The organism is Enterococcus ureasiticus, assembly GCF_001730285.1.
Taxonomy (GTDB): domain Bacteria; phylum Bacillota; class Bacilli; order Lactobacillales; family Enterococcaceae; genus Enterococcus_L; species Enterococcus_L ureasiticus.
Map to the genome: position 1 here is coordinate 153,047 of NZ_MIJZ01000014.1, position 22,775 is coordinate 175,821.

Annotated in this window: 18 protein-coding genes; 5 read left to right on the top strand and 13 right to left on the bottom strand. The window is 36.1% G+C overall.

What is annotated here, in order from left to right:
* Positions 1 to 101: 101 nt before the first annotated feature.
* From BCR21_RS11565 to BCR21_RS11595, 7 genes are all read right to left on the bottom strand, one after another.
* Positions 102 to 2,006, bottom strand: a complete 1,905-nt coding sequence (locus tag BCR21_RS11565; RefSeq protein ID WP_069646615.1) for an endonuclease MutS2 — start codon at positions 2,004 to 2,006, stop codon at positions 102 to 104.
* A 368-nt stretch (positions 2,007 to 2,374) separates the two neighbouring features.
* Positions 2,375 to 3,811: a glycogen synthase GlgA gene (gene glgA / locus BCR21_RS11570; protein ID WP_069646824.1), complete on the bottom strand. Its 1,437-nt coding sequence runs from the start codon at positions 3,809 to 3,811 to the stop codon at positions 2,375 to 2,377.
* The gene (gene glgD / locus BCR21_RS11575; protein WP_069646616.1) at positions 3,811 to 4,962 is read right to left on the bottom strand and encodes a glucose-1-phosphate adenylyltransferase subunit GlgD; all 1,152 of its coding nucleotides are present in this window, start codon (positions 4,960 to 4,962) and stop codon (positions 3,811 to 3,813) included. Before glgD ends, glgA begins: the two co-directional genes overlap by 1 nt.
* Entirely contained in the window at positions 4,952 to 6,094 is a 1,143-nt protein-coding gene (locus BCR21_RS11580) for a glucose-1-phosphate adenylyltransferase (protein WP_069646617.1), read from the bottom strand. The genes glgD and BCR21_RS11580 overlap by 11 nt, the downstream gene beginning before the upstream one ends.
* Before the next feature lie 71 nt (positions 6,095 to 6,165).
* A complete protein-coding gene (gene glgB, locus BCR21_RS11585; protein ID WP_069646618.1) occupies positions 6,166 to 8,073 on the bottom strand; it encodes a 1,4-alpha-glucan branching protein GlgB in 1,908 nt (635 codons plus the stop codon).
* A gap of 399 nt (positions 8,074 to 8,472) precedes the next feature.
* Complete coding sequence (gene alaS, locus BCR21_RS11590; RefSeq protein WP_069646825.1) at positions 8,473 to 11,112, bottom strand: alanine--tRNA ligase; 2,640 nt, start codon at positions 11,110 to 11,112, stop codon at positions 8,473 to 8,475.
* 329 nt (positions 11,113 to 11,441) lie between these two features.
* Entirely contained in the window at positions 11,442 to 12,548 is a 1,107-nt protein-coding gene (locus tag BCR21_RS11595) for a DUF7278 family profilin-like fold-containing protein (RefSeq protein ID WP_069646619.1), read from the bottom strand.
* A 127-nt stretch (positions 12,549 to 12,675) separates the two neighbouring features.
* Between BCR21_RS11595 and BCR21_RS11600 the strand changes: the two genes are divergently transcribed.
* On the top strand, positions 12,676 to 13,110 hold the full coding sequence (locus tag BCR21_RS11600) for a GNAT family N-acetyltransferase (RefSeq protein ID WP_069646620.1): 435 nt from the start codon (positions 12,676 to 12,678) through the stop codon (positions 13,108 to 13,110).
* Positions 13,111 to 13,138: 28 nt separating this feature from the next.
* On the opposite strand, the gene BCR21_RS11605 is transcribed toward BCR21_RS11600, so the two are convergent.
* Positions 13,139 to 14,491: a DEAD/DEAH box helicase gene (locus BCR21_RS11605; RefSeq protein WP_069646621.1), complete on the bottom strand. Its 1,353-nt coding sequence runs from the start codon at positions 14,489 to 14,491 to the stop codon at positions 13,139 to 13,141.
* A gap of 66 nt (positions 14,492 to 14,557) precedes the next feature.
* Complete coding sequence (locus tag BCR21_RS11610; RefSeq protein ID WP_069646622.1) at positions 14,558 to 15,733, bottom strand: VanZ family protein; 1,176 nt, start codon at positions 15,731 to 15,733, stop codon at positions 14,558 to 14,560.
* Between the two features lie 189 nt (positions 15,734 to 15,922).
* On the opposite strand from BCR21_RS11610, the gene BCR21_RS11615 reads away from it, so the two are divergent.
* From BCR21_RS11615 to BCR21_RS16860, 4 genes are all read left to right on the top strand, one after another.
* On the top strand, positions 15,923 to 16,246 hold the full coding sequence (locus BCR21_RS11615; RefSeq protein WP_069646623.1) for a hypothetical protein: 324 nt from the start codon (positions 15,923 to 15,925) through the stop codon (positions 16,244 to 16,246).
* Positions 16,247 to 16,382: 136 nt separating this feature from the next.
* Entirely contained in the window at positions 16,383 to 16,805 is a 423-nt protein-coding gene (locus BCR21_RS11620; RefSeq protein ID WP_069646624.1) for a cytidine deaminase family protein, read from the top strand.
* Between the two features lie 763 nt (positions 16,806 to 17,568).
* Positions 17,569 to 17,847, top strand: a complete 279-nt coding sequence (locus BCR21_RS11625) for a hypothetical protein (protein WP_069646625.1) — start codon at positions 17,569 to 17,571, stop codon at positions 17,845 to 17,847.
* A gap of 153 nt (positions 17,848 to 18,000) precedes the next feature.
* A complete protein-coding gene (locus tag BCR21_RS16860) occupies positions 18,001 to 18,099 on the top strand; it encodes a putative holin-like toxin (protein ID WP_111247096.1) in 99 nt (32 codons plus the stop codon).
* A gap of 332 nt (positions 18,100 to 18,431) precedes the next feature.
* On the opposite strand, the gene BCR21_RS11635 is transcribed toward BCR21_RS16860, so the two are convergent.
* The 4 genes from BCR21_RS11635 to BCR21_RS11650 form a co-directional block, all read right to left on the bottom strand.
* Positions 18,432 to 18,776, bottom strand: coding sequence for a zinc ribbon domain-containing protein YjdM (locus BCR21_RS11635; protein WP_069646626.1), 345 nt, complete (start codon positions 18,774 to 18,776; stop codon positions 18,432 to 18,434).
* Positions 18,777 to 18,890: 114 nt separating this feature from the next.
* Complete coding sequence (locus tag BCR21_RS11640; protein WP_069646826.1) at positions 18,891 to 19,733, bottom strand: histidine phosphatase family protein; 843 nt, start codon at positions 19,731 to 19,733, stop codon at positions 18,891 to 18,893.
* Between the two features lie 204 nt (positions 19,734 to 19,937).
* Positions 19,938 to 20,888, bottom strand: coding sequence for a DHH family phosphoesterase (locus tag BCR21_RS11645; RefSeq protein WP_069646627.1), 951 nt, complete (start codon positions 20,886 to 20,888; stop codon positions 19,938 to 19,940).
* Positions 20,889 to 20,902: 14 nt separating this feature from the next.
* Positions 20,903 to 22,225, bottom strand: coding sequence for a DRTGG domain-containing protein (locus BCR21_RS11650; protein ID WP_069646628.1), 1,323 nt, complete (start codon positions 22,223 to 22,225; stop codon positions 20,903 to 20,905).
* Positions 22,226 to 22,775: the final 550 nt, after the last annotated feature.

Below are 22,775 nucleotides of genomic sequence, written 5' to 3' on the forward strand. Positions count from 1 at the left end.
AATTCCGATGAGTAGGTTCATAAAAAAGCAGAACAATCATCAGATTTTTTTCTAAAAATTGTTCCGCATTCTTCTTGGATTTTATATATAAGTAAGTCTATCTAATCATTATTTTTTGCTTGCCTCTCCTGCATTTCTTTTCTTAATTTTTTGTGTGCTTTTTTTGAACCCCTTTCAAGATCGCGATTTCTCTTACGGTCATGATAATTTTCAAATAAGGAATCTAGATCATAGTTTGGTGGATATAGCTCTTTTGCGCTGCGGTCTAGTTTTAATTGGCGTTTATGAACGGTTATTTTTTCATTTTCCACGTAAATCACTACATCATCCGACATTTCTATTGGTTCAAATACTAAACCAATTTTCTTTTTCTCCGTCCAAAATACTCGATCCCCTTTTTCGTATGTTTGAAAGATCGTTTGCTCTTTTTGTTTTTTGACTTTTTGAAGAGACGCTTCTTTTTTCGTTGAATAGTTGCGATCATGTAAATAATTTTGGGCAAGTTTAACGACTTGTTTGTCCAAGTTCATCTTATTTGCGATCCAAAAAGCGTTGCTTTCACCAGTTTCTCCTAAAATTAATTGGTATTTAGGCATTAAGTTTTCTGAATCAAACGCCATTGCAGCAGTCAGAAAATCTTCATGTTGCTCAGAAAAACGTTTAATTTCTCCATAGTGCGTCGTTGTAATAATGATACTGCCTTTTTTGTAGAAAGCCTCCATGATCGCGATTGCTAGTGCTGCACCTTCATTTGGTTCGGTTCCACTACCGATTTCATCGAGTAAAATCAAGCTGTTTTGTTTCGTCTTAGCAAGAATTTCAGAGATATTATGCATATGTCCTGAGAAAGTGCTCAGCGCATTCTCGATACTTTGCTGATCTCCGATATCAACAAAGATCTGATCAAAAATGGCAATATTCGTGCCGTGATCAGCAATAATTTGCACACCAATCATTGTTTGCAACGAAATCAGGCCAACGGTTTTTAGCACAACCGTTTTTCCTCCTGCATTCGGTCCAGTGATCGTCAGGCCGCGATAGTCTTTGCCTAGTGATAGATTCAATGGTACAGCCGTATCTCCTAACAAAGTGTGTTTCACATTGACAAATTCGATGATTCCTTCTTGATTGATTTTAGGTTCAATGCCGTTGATTTCTCTGCTGTATTTCGCTTTAGCAAAAATCATGTCATATTGTGCAACCACTTCTAAATTTGAGTGGATCGAGCTCATTTGTTCTGCAATCAAACCAGTCAGAGTTGATAAAATTTGATACACTTCTGTTGCTTCTTCCATCTTTAGCTGATATAACTTATCATTCAGTTTTGCTACGGTTGCCGGCTCAACAAAAACAGTCGTCCCTTTCGAAGAAGCATCTATAATGGTTCCTGAGATTTGGTTTTTATAAGTAGCTTTGATCGGTACTGTATATCGGTCGTTTTTCTTAACCACGATTGCTTCTTGAATTTTCGGTTTATTTTGCGCATTTCTAAGAAATGAATTTAGTTTCAGTTCAATTTCTTTTTCACACTCTTGAACAGCTCGACGGATTTTACGAAGCTCACGACTGGCATCATTTTCCACTTGATTGTTGCGAATAACCTGATAAATTTCATCTTCGATATCAGAAAAGAGCTGTAACGATTCGCTATATCTAGCTAAAAGTGGTGCGATAAACTGATTTTTTTGCATGAATGATTGGATCAAACGACTACTCCTAAGAAAATCTGCGTAGCTGACTAACTCATTAGGCTCTAAAATAAACCCTTTTTCAACTTGATTGGTTAGATGTTCAATGTTGTTTAAGCCCATAAATGGAACATGTAGATTTGCCAGCAACAAAGCTTTTGCTTCTGAGGTTTCTTGTAAACGTTTTTTGACCACATCTAAGTGACTACTTGGCTGTAATGCGTTGATTCGCTCTTTTCCGTAGTAACTAATTGCATAGGTCATTAGTTTTTCTTTGATTGTATTAAATTGCGTTTTATTATATGTTTCTTGATTCATTGGTATCTCCTTCTCTTTTAAGAGATACCTATCTTGTTTTGAATAAGCCAAAGAAATTCCTTTTAGCTGCGTATAAGTTTTATCGATCAATCGGGTATACAAAAAGGGATGAAGTCTCCCTTCATCCCTCACTAATCAATAAATATAGATAGATATACTACAGTCTATCAGGTGATTTTTTATGAGTTAAGATAGGTATCAACATAGGTATGCTAAAGAAGCCATCTAAAAATGGTTGTTTATTCTTCAGCTATTCATTTCCTCTAGTTAGATACTTACACTCACAAAAACACCTCTATGGCTTTCTTTGGCTATTCATTTCTCGCTAAAAGTATACCTCAGTTATTTTTATTGGTCAACAAAATTTTTTAGAATCCCACCATCTGTTCATATAGATCCAAGTATAATCGGCTTGATTTTTCCCAGCTAAAATCCTTCGCCATTGCTGTTTCCATCAATTGTATCCACGTTTTCTGATCATTCCAATACAAATCAATCGCCATATTTGTGCTATATAATAAGTAATAGGAACTAAAATCAGAGAAACCAAAGCCTGTTCCTGTTTTTGACACTGGATTAAAGGGAATCACGGTATCTTTCAAGCCGCCAATTTCGTGAACGATCGGTAAAGTACCGTAACGCATTGCGATCATTTGTGATAATCCGCAAGGTTCTGTTGCAGATGGCATCATAAATAGATCAGAACCCGCATAAATCAATTGCGCCAAGTCAACATCAAACGTAATCTTCGCTTTAAATTTAGTTGGATAATGCTCAGAAAAATAATTAAACGAATGTTCAATTCCCGGATCGCCCGTTCCAAGAAGTACCAGTTGAACATCTTTTTCCAAAAGTTTCGCTAACTCATCTAAAATCAGCTGAAATCCTTTTTGAAACGTTAAACGACTGACGATACCAATCAACGGTACATCATCCCGAATGGGCAGTTCCATTTTCATTTGCAACGCTTCTTTGTTTTTCTTTTTACCTGATAGGTCGTTTATCGAAAAATTTGCTGGGATCGATTTGTCTGTCTCTGGATCATTCATTTCATAGTCGATTCCATTTAAAATGCCGGTTAATTTTTCTTGTTCTAACCGTAGAACACCATCTAAGCCAAAACCAAATTCAGGTGTTTTTATTTCTTCTGCGTAAGATGGACTTACTGTGTTCACTCGATCAGCGTATAAGATCCCCGTTTTTAAATAATTGACGCCATCACCAAAGCGGGCAGCACCATCATAATAACGATCTAGTCCCATTCCAAAAAAGTCTGGCAACAAATCTTGGCTATACGCTCCTTGAAATTCAATATTATGAATCGTTAACACCGTCTTGATTGAACGATAGGCTTCGATCCATTGGTATTTTTCCTTTAATAAAAAAGGAATCATTGCTGTGTGAAAATCATTTACATGGATAATATCAGGTAACAAATCGATTTTCTCCAACATTTCAATGATTGCCAAAGAAAAGTAGGCAAAACGTTCTCCGTCGTCCTCGTAGCCATAAAGATTTTCACGATCAAAATAATACGCGTTCTCAATAAAGTAATAGGTAACATCATTCAGAACTAAACGTTTAATCCCGCAATATTGATGCCGCCAACCTACATCAACATAAAAGTTGGTTAGGTCCTCACATTGTTCTTTAAAGGATTCAGGGATCTTTGTAAAATAGGGCAAAACAACAGAAAGTTTTGCCCCTTTTTTAGCTAGTTCTTTAGGCAATGCACCTATTACATCACCTAATCCCCCCGTTTTAAAAAAGGGTGCGCATTCTGCGGCTGCAAATAATACCTTCATCATTCACGTCCCCCAATAACATCTGCTTCAACCACTTGATTTTTATGGATCACGACAGGATTATGTGCTGTACCAGAAATTTTTACCCCGGCCTTGACTGTGACATTTTTATCTAATATAGCATATTCAATCACTGCATCTTCTTCAATTTGAGCGTTCGACATCACGATCGTTCGTTTCACTTTAGCTCCTTTTTTAATCATCGTTCTTCTTGAAATCAAACTATTTTCCAAATGTCCCTCAATGACACAGCCCGTTGCACACTGACTATTTTTTACACTGGAGTTCTCTGAATAATAAGTTGGTACTTCATTCTTACGTTTCGTGTAAATTTTTTGTTTTGTGTACATCAATGCATTGAATTTTTTTACATCTAACATATCCATATTAGCCTGATAGTATGAAGCAACATCATCGATATTACTTAAATATCCAGTATATTCGTATGCTGTCGTCTGAATATCCGCTATTTTTTCTCCTAAAAATTCAATCAAACTTATCGAACTGTTGTTGGCTTGACCGATTATTAATTGTTCTATCAGCCACTTGGTTTGAACGATAAAGATGTCCATAGAAAGACTCAATTGTTTTTCTTTTTCTAAATCTTGCTCAAAGGCCTGAACACTTGCGACATTTCCAGTTTTGTCGACTTGAATGATTCGATTATTTGCTGATAGTTTTTCTGCTTCCATCCGTTTATAAACAACCGTCATCTTATTGTTTTGTTTTTGATGAGTTTTCAAAACAGCCCGCAGGTCAATCGCACAAAGCATGTTACTTCCCATAAAAACAGTATACTCAGATTCTGATTTTTCAAGATAATCGATGACCGCAGAATAATATGGCAGTCCTTGTGCTTTTTGCTTTAAAAAATCCTGATAGAAATAAACAAAATAGCTATTTTGTAGAGAATCTAAATTCCATTCTTTACCACCACCGATATGATCAAAAACGGAACGTGTTTCCCCTTCATTGAATATCATAAAAATCGAGTTGATGTTTGCATTAGCAATGCTTGAAAGAGGAAAATCGATCAACCGATATTTGCAATCAAAAGGCAATGTATCTAATGGTCGTTCTTCAGTTAATGGTAATAGGCCTTGAAACGCTGATACATTTCCTAAAATCGCACACATTTTTTTAGTCTTCATCGCTTTGCACCCCAATCACTTCAGAATAGCCGATCACTTCAATGTCATCTTCTTTATAAATCACTGCATTGTCGCCAATAATCGCATTTTCACCGATAATCGCATTTTTGATTTTAACATTTTTTCCGATTGTTGCACCCGGCATGATCACACTACTTTCAATCGTTGAGCCAACCTTTACTTGCACATTAGTTGAAAGAATACTATCTTTGACCGTTCCTGCCACATAACAGCCATCAACTACTAATGAATTGCTAACTGAGGCTGTTTCAGTAATAAAATGTGGAGGAGAAATAGTGTTTTTTGAGAACATACGCCAACTTTTATCTCGCATGTGTAACTCATTTTCCAAACTTATAAATTCCATATTTGCTTCCCATAAAGACTCGATCGTTCCGACATCTTTCCAATAACCATCAAAACGATAAGCATAAACATTTTCACCAGCATCCAAGTAGGATGGAATGACGTGTTTCCCGAAATCAAGCATTTGACCATCTTTTGAATAGTTATTTAGTAAGACATTTCGTAGTCGTCCCCAATTAAAAATATAAATGCCCATTGAAGCCAAGTTACTCTTAGGTTCTTCTGGTTTCTCGTCAAACTCGATGATCCGATTATTTTCATCCGTATTCATGATACCAAAGCGTGATGCTTCTTTAAGAGGCACTTCAATAACAGCCACGCTCAATGAGGCATTATTCGCAATATGTTCTTCTAACATCTCTTCATAATTCATTTTATAAATATGGTCCCCAGATAAAACCAATACATATTGCGGATCCATTTGATCAATATAGGAAATATTTTGATAAATTGCGTGGGCAGTCCCTTCAAACCATTTTTCACCATCGGAACTAGAATAGGGTTGTAAAATCGTCACACCAGAATCAATTCCATCTAAGCCCCAGCTTGCGCCATTTCCAATATGGTTATTTAATGCAAGCGGCTGATATTGTGTGACGACTCCAACATTTTTGATGCCTGAATTGATGCAATTACTTAATGTAAAATCAATAATTCGATATCTGCCGCCAAAAGGCACAGCAGGTTTAGCGATATTTTTCGTTAACTTTCCTAGGCGTGTTCCTTGCCCACCAGCTAAAATCATGGCCAACATTTCTGTTTTCATCTACTTCGGGTGAAATTCCACCCTGCCCCCTTTCAAAAATCCCTGTTCTTTTATCTGAAATTAAGAATTCACTAATTAATTGTCGTTCTTTTTATTCTTGTGTTGATTACTTTTGGCTTTAAAATGATTGCTCCAAGAGAAGGAACAATGGTCTGAATTCGATAATCAAATTGTTTAAAAGAGTCTTTACTTGTTTCACTTATTTGATTTGGTTCGGTCCATGTCCCACCGAAATCTTTCATCTCAGTATTCAGTACTTCCTCATAGGTCCCAGGAAACGGCACACCAATCGTAAAATTTTGTCTTTCTACCGGTGAAAAATTCAAGATAACGATCAAAAAGTCTTTTTTGCTCTTCCCTTTCCTGATAAAACTCAATACTGTTTCTTCGCTGTTATCAGCGTCGATTACTTCAATCGTTTCAGAAACATGATCTAATTCCCACAATGCCTTTTCATTTTTATAAAATTGATTAAGTGTCTTTGTAAAATACTGCATGCTATGATTCATTTCATCCTCAAGATCGATCCATTCCAGACTTTTATCTGACTTCCATTCTAAAAACTGGCCCCATTCACTTCCCATAAACAGAAGCTTTTTACCAGGATGAGCCATCAAATAGACGTATAAATTACGAAGTTGAGCAAATTGCTTATATCGATCGCCCCACATTTTATGCATCAAACTTCTCTTTCCATGAACGACCTCGTCATGAGATATGGGTAAAATGTATTTTTCATTCATCATATACATAAACGAAAAAGTCAGTAGACGAAAATTATATTTTCGAAACACTGCATCCATTTCATAAAAACGCAGCGTATCATTCATCCAGCCCAAATTCCATTTGTAGTCAAAACCTAAAGCTCCGCTTTCAACAGTTCCTGTTATTTTAGTCTCTGAGGAACTTTCTTCGGCAATCATGATTACCTCTGGATGAGTCTGTTTGATGACAGCATTTAGTTTTTGTAAAAAGTAAAAACCGGCCCAATTACGATTGCCTCCTTCTTGATCAAGAAACGTAGGTCCTTCATCATAATCAAGATAAAGCATATTAGAAACAGCATCCACACGTATCCCATCAACATGAAATACCTCGATCCAATATAAAGCGCTGGAAATCAAAAAACTCTGTACTTGTGGTTTGCTTAAATCAAAATTAAGCGATCCCCAACGAATATTCTCCGCCAGAACTGGATCGTCATACTCAAATTGCGGCGTTCCGTCATAATAAGCCAACGCATCATCATTAATACAAAAATGCCCAGGTACCCAATCAATGAAAACACCGATACCATTCACATGACAGGCTTCCACAAACTCTTGAAACTCAACTGGTGTACCATAATACGAACTTAGTGCAAAATAGCCAATCAACTGATAGCCCCATGACTCACCTAATGGATGCTCCATCAAAGGCATAAACTCAATATGAGAAAAGCCCATTTCTTTTACATAAGGAATCAGTGTGTCTTTTAACTGTTTAAATGTATAGGGCGTTCCATCCTCTTCACATTGCCAAGAACTTGCATGAACTTCATAAATATTTAATGGCTGCTTAAAATGATCCTGCTGTTTTTTTTCTTGATGCCAAAGCCCATCACGCCAATTTTTCTCAGCTATTGTGTTGACCATTGAAGCATTATTGGGTCGTTTTTCGAAAAAAGTAGCAAAAGGATCGATTTTATAAACTTCTCTGCCATCTGCTTGTTTCACTAAATATTTATAGAAATCACCTTCTTTTGCACTTGGGGTGAAAATTTTCCAGCTACCAAACTCTTCCTCTTTTGCCATAGGTAACGAACGATCCCAGTTATTAAAATCACCCACTAACCAAACAGCTTGCGCATTTGGTGCCCACAATCGAAAAACAAATCCTTTTTGATCCTCATAAACTGCTTGGTGAGAACCAAAATAACGTTGACTATAGAAATTTTCGCCTGTTTGAAACTGTTCGATCTGGCTTTTTTCATTAGACATTTATTTCTCCCCACTCTCCTAAAAAGCATTTACATTATTTTCTACTTACATATGAATCAAAAAATCATGATTTTATTTCATGATAGACAAAAAAGTTACAGAAAATATTTTTCTTTCTGACTTTTACAAAAGAAAAGACACTAAACTTTCTGAAACTATCACTGATTTTAACCGTTCAATAGAATAAAAAAATCACAGATTACTTCTATGCAATAAGGATTTTTTCACTTTATTTTTTTGTACGTATATAAACTATTCATCCCATCATTATTAAATGAATATGAGTAATACTATCTTAAATCTAACAACAAAATGAAAAAAATGAAAGAAATAGCCCTCTGAATTGAAAAATAAAAAAGCAGACAAAACCATGTCACTCGGTTTTGTCTGCTTTTAGTATTAATTTGCTAACCAGTTGGCTACTTCATTCAACGCATCACTGATCCCCGCTGGATTTTTACCGCCAGCTTGGGCCATATCTGGACGGCCACCACCGCCACCGCCTACTTTTGGTGCGATTGTTTTGATTAAATCACCAGCTTTTAGGCCTTTTTCGTTTGCTGCTTTAGACATAGCTGCTAACAAGCTGACTTTGTCCTCTTGCGCTGTAGCTAAAACTAAAACATCTGACAATTCTTTTTGTTTCCATTGATCTGCTAATTGACGTAATTGATTCATATCTTTTACGTTTACTTGTGCCGCAATGTATGTTGTCCCATTGATTTCTTTAACGTCTTTGAAAATGTCTCCAGCTTGTTGATTTGCTAATTTTCCAGCAAGTTGTTCATTTTCTTTTTGTAAATCGCGTAATTGTTGTTGTAATTGTTCAGTTTTTGTCACAACTTCTTTCAATTGAGGTGATTTAACAATCCCAGCAATTGTTTTTAATTGTTTTTCTTCTTCATTCATAAGCTCATATGCTTCTTTACTTGTAACAGCCTCGATCCGGCGTACGCCCGCACCGATTCCTGATTCAGAAACAATTTTGAAAATACCGATATCTTCTGTATTTGTTACATGTGTTCCACCACAAAGTTCGATCGAGTAGCCACCGATATTGACAACACGGACTTCTTTCCCATATTTCTCACCGAATAAAGCCATAGCGCCCATATTTTTAGCTGTATCGATATCTGTTTCGACCGTTTCAACTGGAATGGCTTCCCAGATTTTTTCATTGACGATGGCTTCCATTTGAACTAACTCTTCTGGAGTAACTTGTCCAAAATGAGTGAAGTCAAAACGTAAGTGCCCTGGAGCAACCAATGAACCCGCTTGATTCGCGTGATCGCCTAAAATGTCTTTCAACGCACGGTGTAGTAAGTGCGTCGCCGTATGATTTTTCAAGATGCGATTGCGCATTTTTTCATCTACATGTAGTTCGTATGTTGCGCCTTCAACTAATTTACCAGTCACTTGAACTGTGTGTAAAAATTGACCATTTGGTGCTTTTAAGACATTTTCTACGTGGGCTACGATCGTACCATTTTGATCTTTGATCGTTCCGTGATCGGCAACTTGTCCACCCATTTCTGCATAGAAAGGAGTTTCAGCAAAAATCAACTGTGCTGTACCTTCTGACAGTTCGCTAAGAATTTCTTCGTCTTTTAGAATGATCAAAAGCTTGCTTGTCGCTTCTAAGTTACTATAACCGACAAATTTACTTTCGACTTTAATATCCGTCAAAACAGCCGATTGAACACCCATTGAAGTTGCTTTACTTCTAGCAGAACGAGCACGATCTCTTTGGGCTTCCATTTCTTTTTCAAAGCCTGCATGGTCAACTTTTAAACCAGAATCTTCTGCGACTTCTTCTGTTAATTCAACAGGGAAACCATACGTATCGTATAATTTAAAGATCTCTTTCCCATTCAAAGTCGCTTCGTTTGCCGCTTTCACTTTTGTGATCAAGTCATTTAAAATCTCTAGACCTTCATTGATTGTTTCGTGGAAACGTTCTTCTTCTGTACGCACTACTTTTTCGATAAATTCTTTTTGTTGCAGTACTTCTGGATAATAACTTACCATCACTTCTCCAACGACTGGAACTAGTTTGTATAAGAAAGCTTCGTTGATTCCTAATTTTTTCCCATGCATAACCGCACGGCGTAATAAGCGGCGCAATACATAGCCACGGCCTTCATTTGAAGGTAACGCACCGTCACCGATTGCAAATGATAATGCACGGATATGATCTGCAATGACTTTAAAGGAAATATCAGTTTGCGGTGATTGACCATATGTTACTTGTCCGCTCAATTTTTCTACCGCATGAATGATCGGCATAAATAAATCTGTTTCAAAGTTAGTTGGTGCATTTTGAACGATGGAAACCATTCGCTCTAAGCCCATGCCCGTATCAATATTTTTATGCGGTAATGGCTCATAAGTATCATCCGCTTGGTGATTAAACTCAGAGAATACTAAGTTCCAAATTTCTAAATAACGTTCATTTTCGCCACCAGGATAATTTTCTGGATCATCTTCTGCGACATCGTTGAAAGACTCACCACGATCATAGAAAATTTCTGAATCTGGACCACAAGGACCTGCACCGATATCCCAGAAGTTATCTTCGATATCAATGATATGATCCATCGATAAACCAACTTCTTCATGCCAAATACGTTTTGCTTCTGTATCTTTTGGATAAACTGTGACATATAATTTTTCAGGATCAAATGCCATCCATTCAGGAGACGTTAAAAATTCCCACGCCCAATGGATCGCTTCATTTTTAAAATAATCGCCGATTGAAAAGTTTCCTAACATTTCAAACATTGTATGGTGACGAGCAGTTTTCCCAACATTTTCGATATCATTGGTACGAATCGATTTTTGAGCATTCGTGATTCTTGGATTTTCAGGTACAACAGAACCATCAAAATATTTCTTCAATGTCGCAACACCTGAGTTGATCCATAATAATGTTGGATCATTGACAGGAACTAAAGAAGCACTTGGCTCCACAGAGTGTCCTTTTGATTTGAAAAAGTCTAAATACATTTGACGAACTTGACTACTTGATAATTGTTTCATTGTTCGATTCCTACTTTCTAAAATAAGTGATTGGTGTTGGTTTTTGTGCAACAAAAAAGCGGCTTTCACTGCAATACAAGGACGACAAATCGCGGTACCACCTTGTTTGCAATGAAGTCGCTTGACATACATTCATTACCTCTTAAACTCGTTAACGCTGAGTAACGTTGGTATTTCTACCAAAATTTAGTAAAGGGAGCAATTACGTTTTTGCGTTATTCTTCTTTCAGCACCGAAGAACTTTCTGTAAACACTAAAAAAACGAATCATATCCTTTAGATTCCCTACAAATTATAAGGAAAGAATGAAAAAAAGTCAATGTTTTCTGTTTAATTTTCAATTAGAATTGCTTTTCGGTATAAATAATCGGTTGGGCTTAATTTTTGTTCAGGTAAAAGAACATGGTCGGAACGAAAATAAGTGGATAACGGCAACATCTCTTCAATCAAGCTACTACGATTGGATTCATTTTGAGTTAATTTTATTGCGGTCGGATCAGTCGTCAATTCATAACGATCTTTTTGCGTATCGATCACTAACCCAAACATGTTAGCCCCGTCCATTTTACTTTTGATTTGGCGTCCAGATTCATTTTCCTGAATCAGTAGTTCATTGCCCCAACGGAATAACCGTCTTGTTCCTCCACCTACAGCAAATTCCCATTGATCTTCAGATAATAAACTAAAGCCCTCTCGTTTAAGTGATAACTTTAGTTCGTCATGGGTACAATCTGAATGGCTATAGACAAAATAGTAATCAGATTCAGGTAAAAATTCTAGATAAAATTTATCTTTCTCCAACAGTGTTTTCGGAAATGACCAACTAAGACTTTCAGCAGCTGTTAATAGTGGAAATAATTTTTCACAAATCTGTCTTTCATGGGGAAAGAATTGTTGGATTTCTCCTTCAAATGTTCCTGTGACTGTATCAAAAATTCCTAAAAATTCTGTCCCAGCCGGTAATGCATATTTTTGAACAAACATTGCAGGAATTTTAACTTTTCTTAATTCTGTCGTATGTTCATTTATGTATTCTGAAATTCCTTCTAACGAGGTTAAATCATAGCTTATTTCTTCTTCATTCCACTCATCGGCAGAATCGATTGCTTCATTGGTCAAGGTGGTCTTAAATGTATTCTTTGCCAAATGCTCAGTATCAAATCCCAACAGTTCATGCGCTCGTAAACCCTCTGCACCTAAATCCCAACCAAGGATCGCTTCATTATTTCCTGGGATAAAAACAAACAATTCACCATCTAATTCTAATTCGAAGGTGCGGCACTTAATGCCATACAATTCAAAATTCACTAATTCAATTGTATTCACTTCTATTGTTGGCGGAACAAAATACATCAATAGTTGCTGTAAAAGAGCTTCTTTTTCAACATCTTTTAAGTTTTTCCAATTTGACCACTCAATTTGTTCAAATAGGTCCAAGTTAAACCCTCCTCGTATTTTAAAAACGACGCTCGTAAGTATTGCTAGATGACATCAAAAATATCTGCTATGATTAATTATACCATTGAATGAATCTTTCACTAAGAAAATTATCTGGAGGGCTTATATGCACACTCACTTTGGCTGCGAGCGCTGGCATCAAGCAGCGGCTTTTGCCTTACGTTATGATGTTTTTGTTTTAGAGCAAGGCATTTCACTGCAGGATGAATTTGATGAACTAGACACATTAGAACGTAATTATTTTGTTGTTTATGAGCAATCACTTGCTGTTGCAACGATTCGCTATCAGAAAAAAAACGATGACACCGTTCAGCCAGATCGCTTTTGTGTAAGAAAAGAGCATCGCAATCAAGGAATTGGTCGAACATTGCTTCTACTTTTAGAAGATAAGGCGACAAAAGAAGGCTTTAAATTCAGTATTTTATCCGCAGAAAAAACTGCATTGTCTTTTTACCAAGCATTGGATTACTCAGTAAACTCTGAAGAGTATTTAGAAGACGGCATTATTTGCGTAGAAATGATCAAAAAATTAAGCAGCTAAGATGACTTGACCATCTTGCTGCTTTGTTTTATTTATAACTATTTTTTTTAGATTTTTTCGCTGTCCGAGTTTGCTGACGACGTTCAACTTTACGTTTTTGCTTATTGCTAGCTGAAATTGCCCATTCGATTTTCTTTTTATAACCTGGTTTGATTTTTTTCTTTTTCTTTTTCACCAAGCCAATCAAGGTTGGGTCTTCTAACGCATCTTTTGACTTCTCACGTTTTGTACGGCGGTTACGATCATAGGTATCGATCAGCTCACCATTTTTGATTTCTTTTGGCTGAAACTTAATACCTAATTCCTCAACCTCAGAAATTGCTTCTTCATCCGCAGGTGAATAAAGTGTGATTGCTGTTCCATCCAGACCATTTCTTCCAGTTCTACCGACACGGTGAATAAAGAAATCTAAATCACTTGGAACTTCCGCATTGATCACATGAGAAACACCTTCAATATCGATTCCTCGTGCAGCTAAATCAGTTGCCACCACATATTGAAATTCAAGATCTTGCACTTGGCGCATGACACGTTTACGTTCTCTAGGAGAAATATCCCCATGGATTTTCGCAACTTTCAAGCCTTGATCTTTTAAATAATCAGTGATTTCATCCACTCGTTGTTTCGTATTCGCAAATATGATCACTAGATAAGGATGCCCAATCGTCAATAATTGGTAAATCAAACGATTTTTGTCTTTCCCTTTTGTAGAAATCAGCCAATTATCAATGGTTTCAGAGATAATATTTTTTGGTTGAATATGTTCTATAACTGGATTTTCCATGTATTTCTTCAAGAAAGGTTTTAATTTTTCTGGAATGGTCGCAGAGAAAACCAACATTTGTAGTTTATTTGGCAAACGTCCAGCAATTTGATCGACTTCTTCTAAAAAGCCCATGTCCAGTGTCATATCAGCTTCATCGACTACAAAAGCAAAAGCTGTATGTGCTTTTAGTGCTTGCTCGTTCATCAAATCTAAAATTCGACCTGGTGTTCCAATAACCACATGGGGTTGTTGATGTTTCAACTTGGCGATTTGACGTTGCTTATCCGTTCCACCGACAAAATTCGTCACACGAATTTCAGGTTGACTGAATTTAGCGATTTGGATCGCTTCTTGATAAATTTGATTCGCTAATTCACGACTAGGTGCCGTGATTAAAATCTGTACTTCATCCAATTGAGGATTTACTTTATTCATCAATGGTAATAAAAATGTATGGGTCTTTCCACTTCCGGTTTGAGATTGTCCAATTACACTTTTGCCTTTTTTAATGACAGGAATCAATTTTTCTTGTACTTCTGTTGGTTGTTCAAACCCTTTATCCGCTAATGCTTCCATGATAAAATCGTTGAACTGAAATTGTTTAAATGAACTCATTTACCTCACCTCTTTCAAACTTGTTGTGTAAGTCCTCATGCATTATACCACAAAAACCGCAAATCCTTATTGATTTTCTGTATTTTTCTTCTCTTTTATCGTACTGATCGTATAGGTATGACTTGCTTTTTCGTAAAACAGCCGCCGTTTTTTTCTGATTAGCACATAGAAAACATTGATGAAAAACAAGAGTAGTAAAAATGAACAAAATAGAAACAGTATAAAACTCACAAGCTGCAACATCCGATTATTCGAATTCAACAAATCAGATGCACTTGTCATGTATGAACTGATTAGGCCATAAACAAAGTACAAATACCCGTATCGAATAAATAGAGCCCTAAAACGAATTTTTTCACGTCCTTCTTCCACTACTTGAATCCGTACGACTTTCTTGCCGATCGTTTCCCCATTCGTAAGTTTCGGTAATAGCATAAACACTAAAAATACCATAACAAAAAACCAAAGTCGTCCTTCTAACGCAGGATATCCTGCAAACCACTGTTTATACTGAGGAATTAGATTTAGAAGAAGCATTGCAATTGTTTGAACGATGGAAATCACAAACCAATCAATCAAAAAAGCGACAAAGCGCCTGAATAAGCTAACGAACTGTCCTTTTTCATATGCCGCCTCATCCAATTCATCTCTTGTTGGAAATAAAAAGGTCAACATCGGTGTAATCGCATACCCGACAATTCCACCAAACGTATTATTGATCAGATCATTTACATCAGCTAAACGATACGGTCTAGGATAAATAAAGTACAACCCGCTCAACTGTGTCAGCTCAAAAAATAACGACAAGAGAAAACTGGCTAAAACAACTTTTTTAAATGAAAGTTTATAATAATAACGCAAGTACACCCCAAATGGCACTAACAACAAGACATTGAACACAGGTTCCAACACGACTCCTTGCCTTAAAGAAGGAATAAACGTACTCGGATCATGAATATTTAATACCGTATCCTGTAAAAATCGACTGACAAAATAAAATGGCCGCAATTCCAAATACTGACTCGTATATTGTGCCACTTCCGCTCGAGGTGGCAAGGGTAAAATAATTAAAAAATATGCACATAATAAATAGAAAACAAATGAATAAAGAATAAGCGCTCGCCTAAATAAAAACGTGCCATATTTGCGGTATTCACGAATAACAAGCACAAACGATATCGCAAAAGCTAAAAAAGGAAAAACAATGATCGCTGTTTTAATTGGTTCGGCATATGCTGACATCTGGAAAATCACTCCTTCCTCTTTAGTGTAGTGGAAAATAAAAACTTTGTCATTTCTAAAAACGCTAACTTTAACAAAAAATATATTTTGCAAATTGAAAAAATTGCAGTATGATTAAGTTATAGAGCAATAAACATCAGTACTTCTAATAAATTATAGTAGTCAATTTTTACATACGGAGGCTTTTCTATGTTAAATCCATACTTTGCATTTGGCGTTCCTATCTTTTTACTCTTTCTATATGTTGTGTTTGCTATTATCAGAAAAAAAAGTAAGCTGCATTATATTGGTTTTGTCCTTTTATTGATTGCCACGTTTATGATGGCGTTTAGTTTTCAGGTGTTGCAAGGGCTGTGGACTTTGGAGGATACTCAGGCTTCGAAGCAGTTAAGTAATTTAAAATACTCCCCAGAATTATTGTGGATTCCCCTTATTTTAGGTGGTGTTTTGGCTATTGTTAATCTTTGGCGTGGTGTGAAGAGAGTGCAATCGTTTCGGGAAGATTCGGATTAATAACAAAATTAGAAAATAAAATGATAGTTCGAAGACTTGTCTTCATTCTATCGTTTTTTGGTTCTAAACCATAGCTGTTCTTTGAGATGTAACCTTGTTATAATGAGTCCTATCAATAATTGAATGGAGTGAAATGATGGATATCTGGGAAACGTTGTATGAAAAAGCAAAAAAAGAGTATTATCCCACAGAAGTTACACCTTTTATTTATACTCATCATGTTGTTTGCGCATTAGAAAGTGAAAACGGTAAAATTTATACTGGCTTTTGCATTGAAAGTTGTTGTGGTGTTATGGATTTATGTGCTGAACGGACTGCCGCATTAAATATGTATATGAATAGTGGTCAAACAGTCATTAAACGCAGCATTACATTCCGTAGTGAGGCACCAGAAGGTTTGGGCGGAATGCCTTGCGGTGGTTGTAGGGAACTATTACTACAGTTTTCTCCTAAAAATAAAGATACCGAGATCATGGTCGATTATCAGAAACGAGAAACGGTTAGACTGGAAGAGTTAGTTCCAAATTGGTGGGGTTGGCCAAGGTATGAAAATCAATAGATCTTAACACTTGCGAAAAGGGGTAAAAAGACAACAAACAATACGCGCTCACTTTCTCCTATTTGTTACCTATTAATTACGCACTATTTAGGATTTTTCATGAAAATAAAGTTTAAAAAATTTCTTCTGTTCCCGTTGAGCCGACGTATTCAATTCGGTATACTTAAGTTGTAGAATAGAAATGAAACGAAGGTAACTTTTCCTAGTTTAAACGATAATTAAATAATCATTGGCACTTTTTCAATGGACCGCCAATCCAATGAAAAAGAACATTGTAATGACAGCACACACTGCCGGAACAAATTGCCAATAGTGCGAGAAACAAACTCGCTTGTTTTGTTGTATCTAACTTTTTTTAGATACGAAAGACAGGTTTATTTGTTGGACTATTGTCAACGGTATTGGTGAAAACTGATACCGTTTTTTCTATTCTGCTACTCTTACATGGGAGGTGAATAGTTTATACGTTGTACAAGCATAAAACAGAAAAAATAGGCACTTTATCAATTGGCGCCAACCGACTGATAAAGCCCTGCATAGACAGCACACACTATCTATACAAGTTGCCCATTGCTAGTTCCGAAGTTCTAGCTTCTTTATTGTACCGAACTTTTGTCTGAATTTCTAGACATGATTGTTATTTTTCGGTCGTTTAGCTAAACTTCTCTCGCATTGGAAACGATATTGGTAGTTGTGCACTGCTTGTATCGTTTTTTTTGTATCATTTCACACATTATTTTAAACGAAAGAAAGGAAGATTTTTATGGAAAAATCAATAAAATGTGTTAAAGCAATTCCTTATCAAGATATTTTAGATTTAAAAGAGGTCTTAGAAAGAATGCAATCCTGGGAAAAACCGTTGTTATTATTGAATGATTTTTTCAGTGACCAAAATATACCTGTGAACAAAAAGAAAATCATTCGCGAATATTATGCTTGCAGAAAAATTTATCACAGCTATTTTAAAGAAGTGGAAAGCATGCTGCAAATTTTAGATAAGCAGATTTGTGTCCTTACTGAGAAACAGTCGATTCCTATATAATATATAAGCGACAAAAAGAATAAAATAAACATACGTTCTTGATGTTTATTATGATACAATAAAAAAACAGAGAAGTTATGACGGTGGCTACTTCTGAAAGGTGGTGGTGCTTATGAAAGTAAGTACTGAAATCTTTAGAGAGGAGAATGCCTTTTGTCCGCATTGGAAGCAATTCAGCTGATTTTAAGCTTTGGTATGTTTACCATCGCCTTGATCAAACTGATTGTGGAATTGCTTAAAGACAAAAAATAACCGTCAGCTTTGACTGGCAACGGTTATTCTTAAAAAATAATTTAGTCTAGTTACCGTCTTAAACGGCTCTGTCGAAGAGGGTATGTTAGCGCATATCCTCTTTACGATTTTTATTATAGCATAGAAATGAATAAGTTTATAGTTAGATTATCTTTATTTTTATAATGATGTAAAATCAATCATAGGAAGAAAATTAATGAAAATACTTTAATTAGATTAAATCAAAAAATATTTTACACTCTCTTTTTTTAAATATGCAAAAAAACCGAGTATTAGATTTTACATCTAATACTCGGTAAAAATCAATAACATAAAACAAATTTTTTTATCCTTTAATTCTTCTTTACAAACTCAGATTTCAATTTCATCGGACCAAAGCCTTCTACTTTACAATCGATATTATGACCATCTGCTGCATCAACCACTAAACGAATACCTTTAACTTTCGTTCCTTGTTTGATTGCACCACTTGCCCCTTTGACTTTTAAATCTTTGATAACTGTCACATTATCACCATCAGCTAACACATTGCCATTTGAATCTTTGATGACAGACGCTGTATCTTCTGCCGCATCTGTTGGTGACCATTCATGTCCGCATTCAGGACAAATCATCATGCCACGATCCTCGTAAGTGTATGTTGAGCCACATTCAGGGCAACTTGGTAAATTTTCCATTTAGCTTAAACTCTCCTTCATTGTATCGTTCTCTTTTAAAGTGTTATCACTTCATTCTATCGCACTTCTAAACGAAAGAAAAGAATTATTATATTTACAATTAGTGAAGTAAATCTATTTATTTTCTTTTCCTTTCTCTACATAAGAAAGGTCATTCACACTATCGATTGTATATTTCCCATCTTTATACGTTACTTTTGACACACTAGCATTTTTCAATCCGCCATCTGGTAAATCTGCATTTGCATCTAATTCACCTAACAAAGTAATAATACTCATTCCGTGAGAAACAAGCAACACATTATTCGCACCTTCTTTTTGCGCATCCTTCACAATATCATCCAAACCTGCAGTTAAACGAGTCACGATCGTTTTGCTATCTTCGGCAGGCCAGTTCACACCTTTTTCAACATTTTTCTTATCCAAATCTGATAAAATATCGGCAAATTCGATGATTCCTTTATAGAAACCAACTTCTTTCATCCAATCATTATATTCCTCATATGTTTGTCCTTTTTCTTTAGCAACAGCCGTTAGCATTTCTTCATTCATCAAGCCTTCATACGTACCAAAATTATATTCTCTTAAACGTTTATCCTTCGTCATTTCTTTGGTTAATTTTTCTTGACCGTTATTTTGCAAGACTAGTTCAGCCGTTTCGATTGCACGTCCACTGTCACTAGTCACAACCTTATCAAATTTGACATCAGATAATCCTTTACCCAATTGCTCTGCTACTTCAACGCCTGCTGGGGTCAATGGTGCATCGATCCAACCTTGTGAACGGTCCACCGTATTCAACATCGTTTTACCATGACGCGCAAGGTAAATCACTACTTCTGAATTATCTTTCTCTTTTGTATCAGCTTTCTTTTCTTCTTTAGCCGTTCCATTACTACATCCTACTAAAACCATTGACAATAATACCACACCAACAAACATCTTTTTCAATTTCATCATTTTTTCTCCTCCATGCTATTCCTTATTTTTAGTTAAATGATGCTTGGATACTTTTGTCTATTAGAAAAAAGAAAAGACCCAACTACACCAAATAAAGTTATTTGGTACAATCAGGTTTAGCTTGTTATAAACAATCACTATCCGCTATTTAACTAGCTTTAGTATAACGGATGCCGCACTAAATGTAAATGTTTTCATTCTCTATTTTTTATATTCTTTGCACAACTGCTTAATTTCAGAGTAGATTTCATTGATCTCTTCTGGATTTTTAGCATTCGCTCCACTAGCCAGAGGATGTCCACCACCATGATGCTTCTTAGCCAGCTCATTGATCACAGGTCCTTTTGAGCGTAAACGTACTCGGTAATAGCCTTCAGGTTGTTCTACAAAAATTCCCCATGCTAAAACTTCGTCAATCACACCTGGTAAAGATACAATCGAAGCCGTCTCTGAATCCACAATCCCATATTCATCAAGTAATGTCTGAGGCAGTATAACTTTTGCTGCACCATGTCCGTCTACTTCAATATTTTGATACACATATCCTGCTAATTTTGCGACACTCATCGGAATTTGCTCTAATTCACGATTTAATTCAGCCGCATTAAAGTCATACGCCATCAGTTCAGCGGCAACTTCTAAAGTATGCGGTGTTGTTGATGGATATAAAAATCTACCTGTATCCCCAATAATTCCAGCATAAAGCAGACGAGCCGCATTGTTATTCATGATCAATTCCTCTTGATTTAAATGATAGAAATCAGCGATGATCTCGCTACAGCTGCTCGCTTTTGGATTGACCCAGACTAAGTCCCCATAAGGATCATCGTTAGGATGATGATCGATTTTGATCAATTCAGCACCTAAATTGTAACGATCATCACTGATTCTAGGAGAATTAGCCGTATCTGTCACGATAACTAAAGCATTTTGATACGCTTCATCAGACACTTCATCCATTTCCGCTAAAAATTCTAACCCTTCAACGGGACCACCTGCTTGATAAATTTTTTTCTCTGGAAAACTCTCTCTCAAAATCTCTGCTAAACCAACTTGTGAACCGATCGCATCTGGATCAGGTCGTTGATGACGATGAATAATGATCGTTTGATACGCTTTGATTTTTGTTAAAATTTCTGTTACAACATCCATATTTTTACTTCCTCCTAAGTCCGCTCCATCACTTGGCAAACAACGATTGCTTTAGCCACTAGAGCATTCTCTAAATAAACTTCGATATCCAATTTAGCTGAACGACGGCCGATTTCTAAGACTCTTGGACGAATATCCAGTTCACTTTCTAATTGAATCAGGCGCAGATAATGTAAACTCATTTGTTCGATCAGCACATTTCTTCTTTGATTGGTGATCATCGTGCGCTGTGTCACATTTGAGATGATTTCACTTAACACCCCAAAAGATATCGTCCCTACACTGTTGACCATTTGAGGTGTGACAGAGAATTTAAACTGCGGTTCACCTGCTTTACTCACCTCTTCGACAGGCATTACTTCACCAGAAATTTGGTCTGAAATCGTATCCGCAATTTGTGGCTGCCGCTGAACTAGCTGCATCGCCTTCATTACATCCTGTCTGGAAACAAAACCAACTAAAGATAAATCATCTTCAACAACTGGCATTACTTCCAGCCCATCCCAAATCATTTGATGGCTAACACTGGCTACACTCATCATTTTTTTCACAACGATTGGATCTTTTGTCATGACCTTATCCATCGTCAAGGTTTCCGTTTTGCCTAAAACATCTTTAGCTGTAACAATTCCCACTAAACGCAGGCTTTTATTCACTACAGGAAAACGAGAATGATGTGTTTTTTCAGAAAGTTTTTGATAGTCTGCAATTGTATTAGTTGAGAATAGATAATTCGTTTTTTCTAAAGTTGTGTAAATATCGCTGACAAGCATGATATCTTTTTTGATTAATTGATCGCTTAACGCTCGATTGATCATTGTGGCTACTGTAAATGTATCATATGTTGTTCTTAATACCGGCATGTCTAATTCATCTGCCAGCTCAGCGATTTCGACTTCTGTATCAAATCCACCAGTAATCAAAACAGCAGCCCCATTTTCTAAGGCTAATTTCTGAACACCTTGCCGATTCCCAACAATCATCAATGATCCTGGCGTGATGTAGCGCGTCATTGCTTTTTCAGTCATCGCACCGATTACAAACTTATTTAAGACCTTATCTAAACCGGCTGACCCACCTAAAACATCCCCTTCAATGATCCGAACCACTTCACCAAAAGTCAATTTTTCAATATGTTTTTTTAATTTCCGTTCGATCCGAATAGTTCCCACACGCTGAATCGTTGAAACCAGTCCAATATTTTCAGCATCTTTGATCGCTCGATAAGCAGTCCCTTCGCTGACACCAAGATTTTTGGCAATACTTCTAACAGAGATACGATCCCCAATTGGCAATCCTTCAATATACTTTAATATTTGATCATGTTTCGTAGCCATAATATCCTCCTTATTTTAAAAGCTGAACGAGCTCGTTCTGTCTCGACTGGAAAATAGGGAAAAATGACTGAGATGCTTTTTGTCTCATTCAGTTTTTATCTTTTTCCTGAGAGACTAGCTCGTGAAGCTAGATAGTTTTAAAAGCTGATCTAGCTCGTTCTGTCTTTTCCCCGAAAGGCTCATTTCTTAAGCCAGATTAAAAATCTATGTTCATAAGTGTCTATACATCTGTTCTACTTTCATTCATGATTAAACAAGTGTAATTTTTATAAAAATCAGTAGCTTTGTTTTTTTAGTAAGTAATCTGTTTTAATTCACTCTGAGTCGACTTTGAAACAGATACAACTTCCTTATTTATTGACTTCTTTTAAAAAGTATAACAAAAAATTCTATATTTTAGTACAGTTTTTCTTCTTTTATTGTAACAGAAGTTAAAAATAAACAAACATAATTTTCTTTCTCTTTGTGATCACTCTCATAAAATTTCGTAAATTCATTCATCATCTAATTTTTTGAGGGAAAAATAAGTTCTTTCCAATTATTTTCATTA

Bases quoted from the DNA above. Each gene is read 5' to 3' on its own strand.
- BCR21_RS11565 (WP_069646615.1), bottom strand. From the start codon at position 2,006: ATGAATCAAGAAACATATAATAAAACGCAATTTAATACAATCAAAGAA.
- glgA (WP_069646824.1), bottom strand. From the start codon at position 3,811: ATGAAGGTATTATTTGCAGCCGCAGAATGCGCACCCTTTTTTAAAACG.
- glgD (WP_069646616.1), bottom strand. From the start codon at position 4,962: ATGAAGACTAAAAAAATGTGTGCGATTTTAGGAAATGTATCAGCGTTT.
- BCR21_RS11580 (WP_069646617.1), bottom strand. From the start codon at position 6,094: ATGAAAACAGAAATGTTGGCCATGATTTTAGCTGGTGGGCAAGGAACA.
- glgB (WP_069646618.1), bottom strand. From the start codon at position 8,073: ATGTCTAATGAAAAAAGCCAGATCGAACAGTTTCAAACAGGCGAAAAT.
- alaS (WP_069646825.1), bottom strand. From the start codon at position 11,112: ATGAAACAATTATCAAGTAGTCAAGTTCGTCAAATGTATTTAGACTTT.
- BCR21_RS11600 (WP_069646620.1), top strand. From the start codon at position 12,676: ATGCACACTCACTTTGGCTGCGAGCGCTGGCATCAAGCAGCGGCTTTT.
- BCR21_RS11605 (WP_069646621.1), bottom strand. From the start codon at position 14,491: ATGAGTTCATTTAAACAATTTCAGTTCAACGATTTTATCATGGAAGCA.
- BCR21_RS11610 (WP_069646622.1), bottom strand. From the start codon at position 15,733: ATGTCAGCATATGCCGAACCAATTAAAACAGCGATCATTGTTTTTCCT.
- BCR21_RS11615 (WP_069646623.1), top strand. From the start codon at position 15,923: ATGTTAAATCCATACTTTGCATTTGGCGTTCCTATCTTTTTACTCTTT.
- BCR21_RS11620 (WP_069646624.1), top strand. From the start codon at position 16,383: ATGGATATCTGGGAAACGTTGTATGAAAAAGCAAAAAAAGAGTATTAT.
- BCR21_RS11625 (WP_069646625.1), top strand. From the start codon at position 17,569: ATGGAAAAATCAATAAAATGTGTTAAAGCAATTCCTTATCAAGATATT.
- BCR21_RS11635 (WP_069646626.1), bottom strand. From the start codon at position 18,776: ATGGAAAATTTACCAAGTTGCCCTGAATGTGGCTCAACATACACTTAC.
- BCR21_RS11640 (WP_069646826.1), bottom strand. From the start codon at position 19,733: ATGAAATTGAAAAAGATGTTTGTTGGTGTGGTATTATTGTCAATGGTT.
- BCR21_RS11645 (WP_069646627.1), bottom strand. From the start codon at position 20,888: ATGGATGTTGTAACAGAAATTTTAACAAAAATCAAAGCGTATCAAACG.
- BCR21_RS11650 (WP_069646628.1), bottom strand. From the start codon at position 22,225: ATGGCTACGAAACATGATCAAATATTAAAGTATATTGAAGGATTGCCA.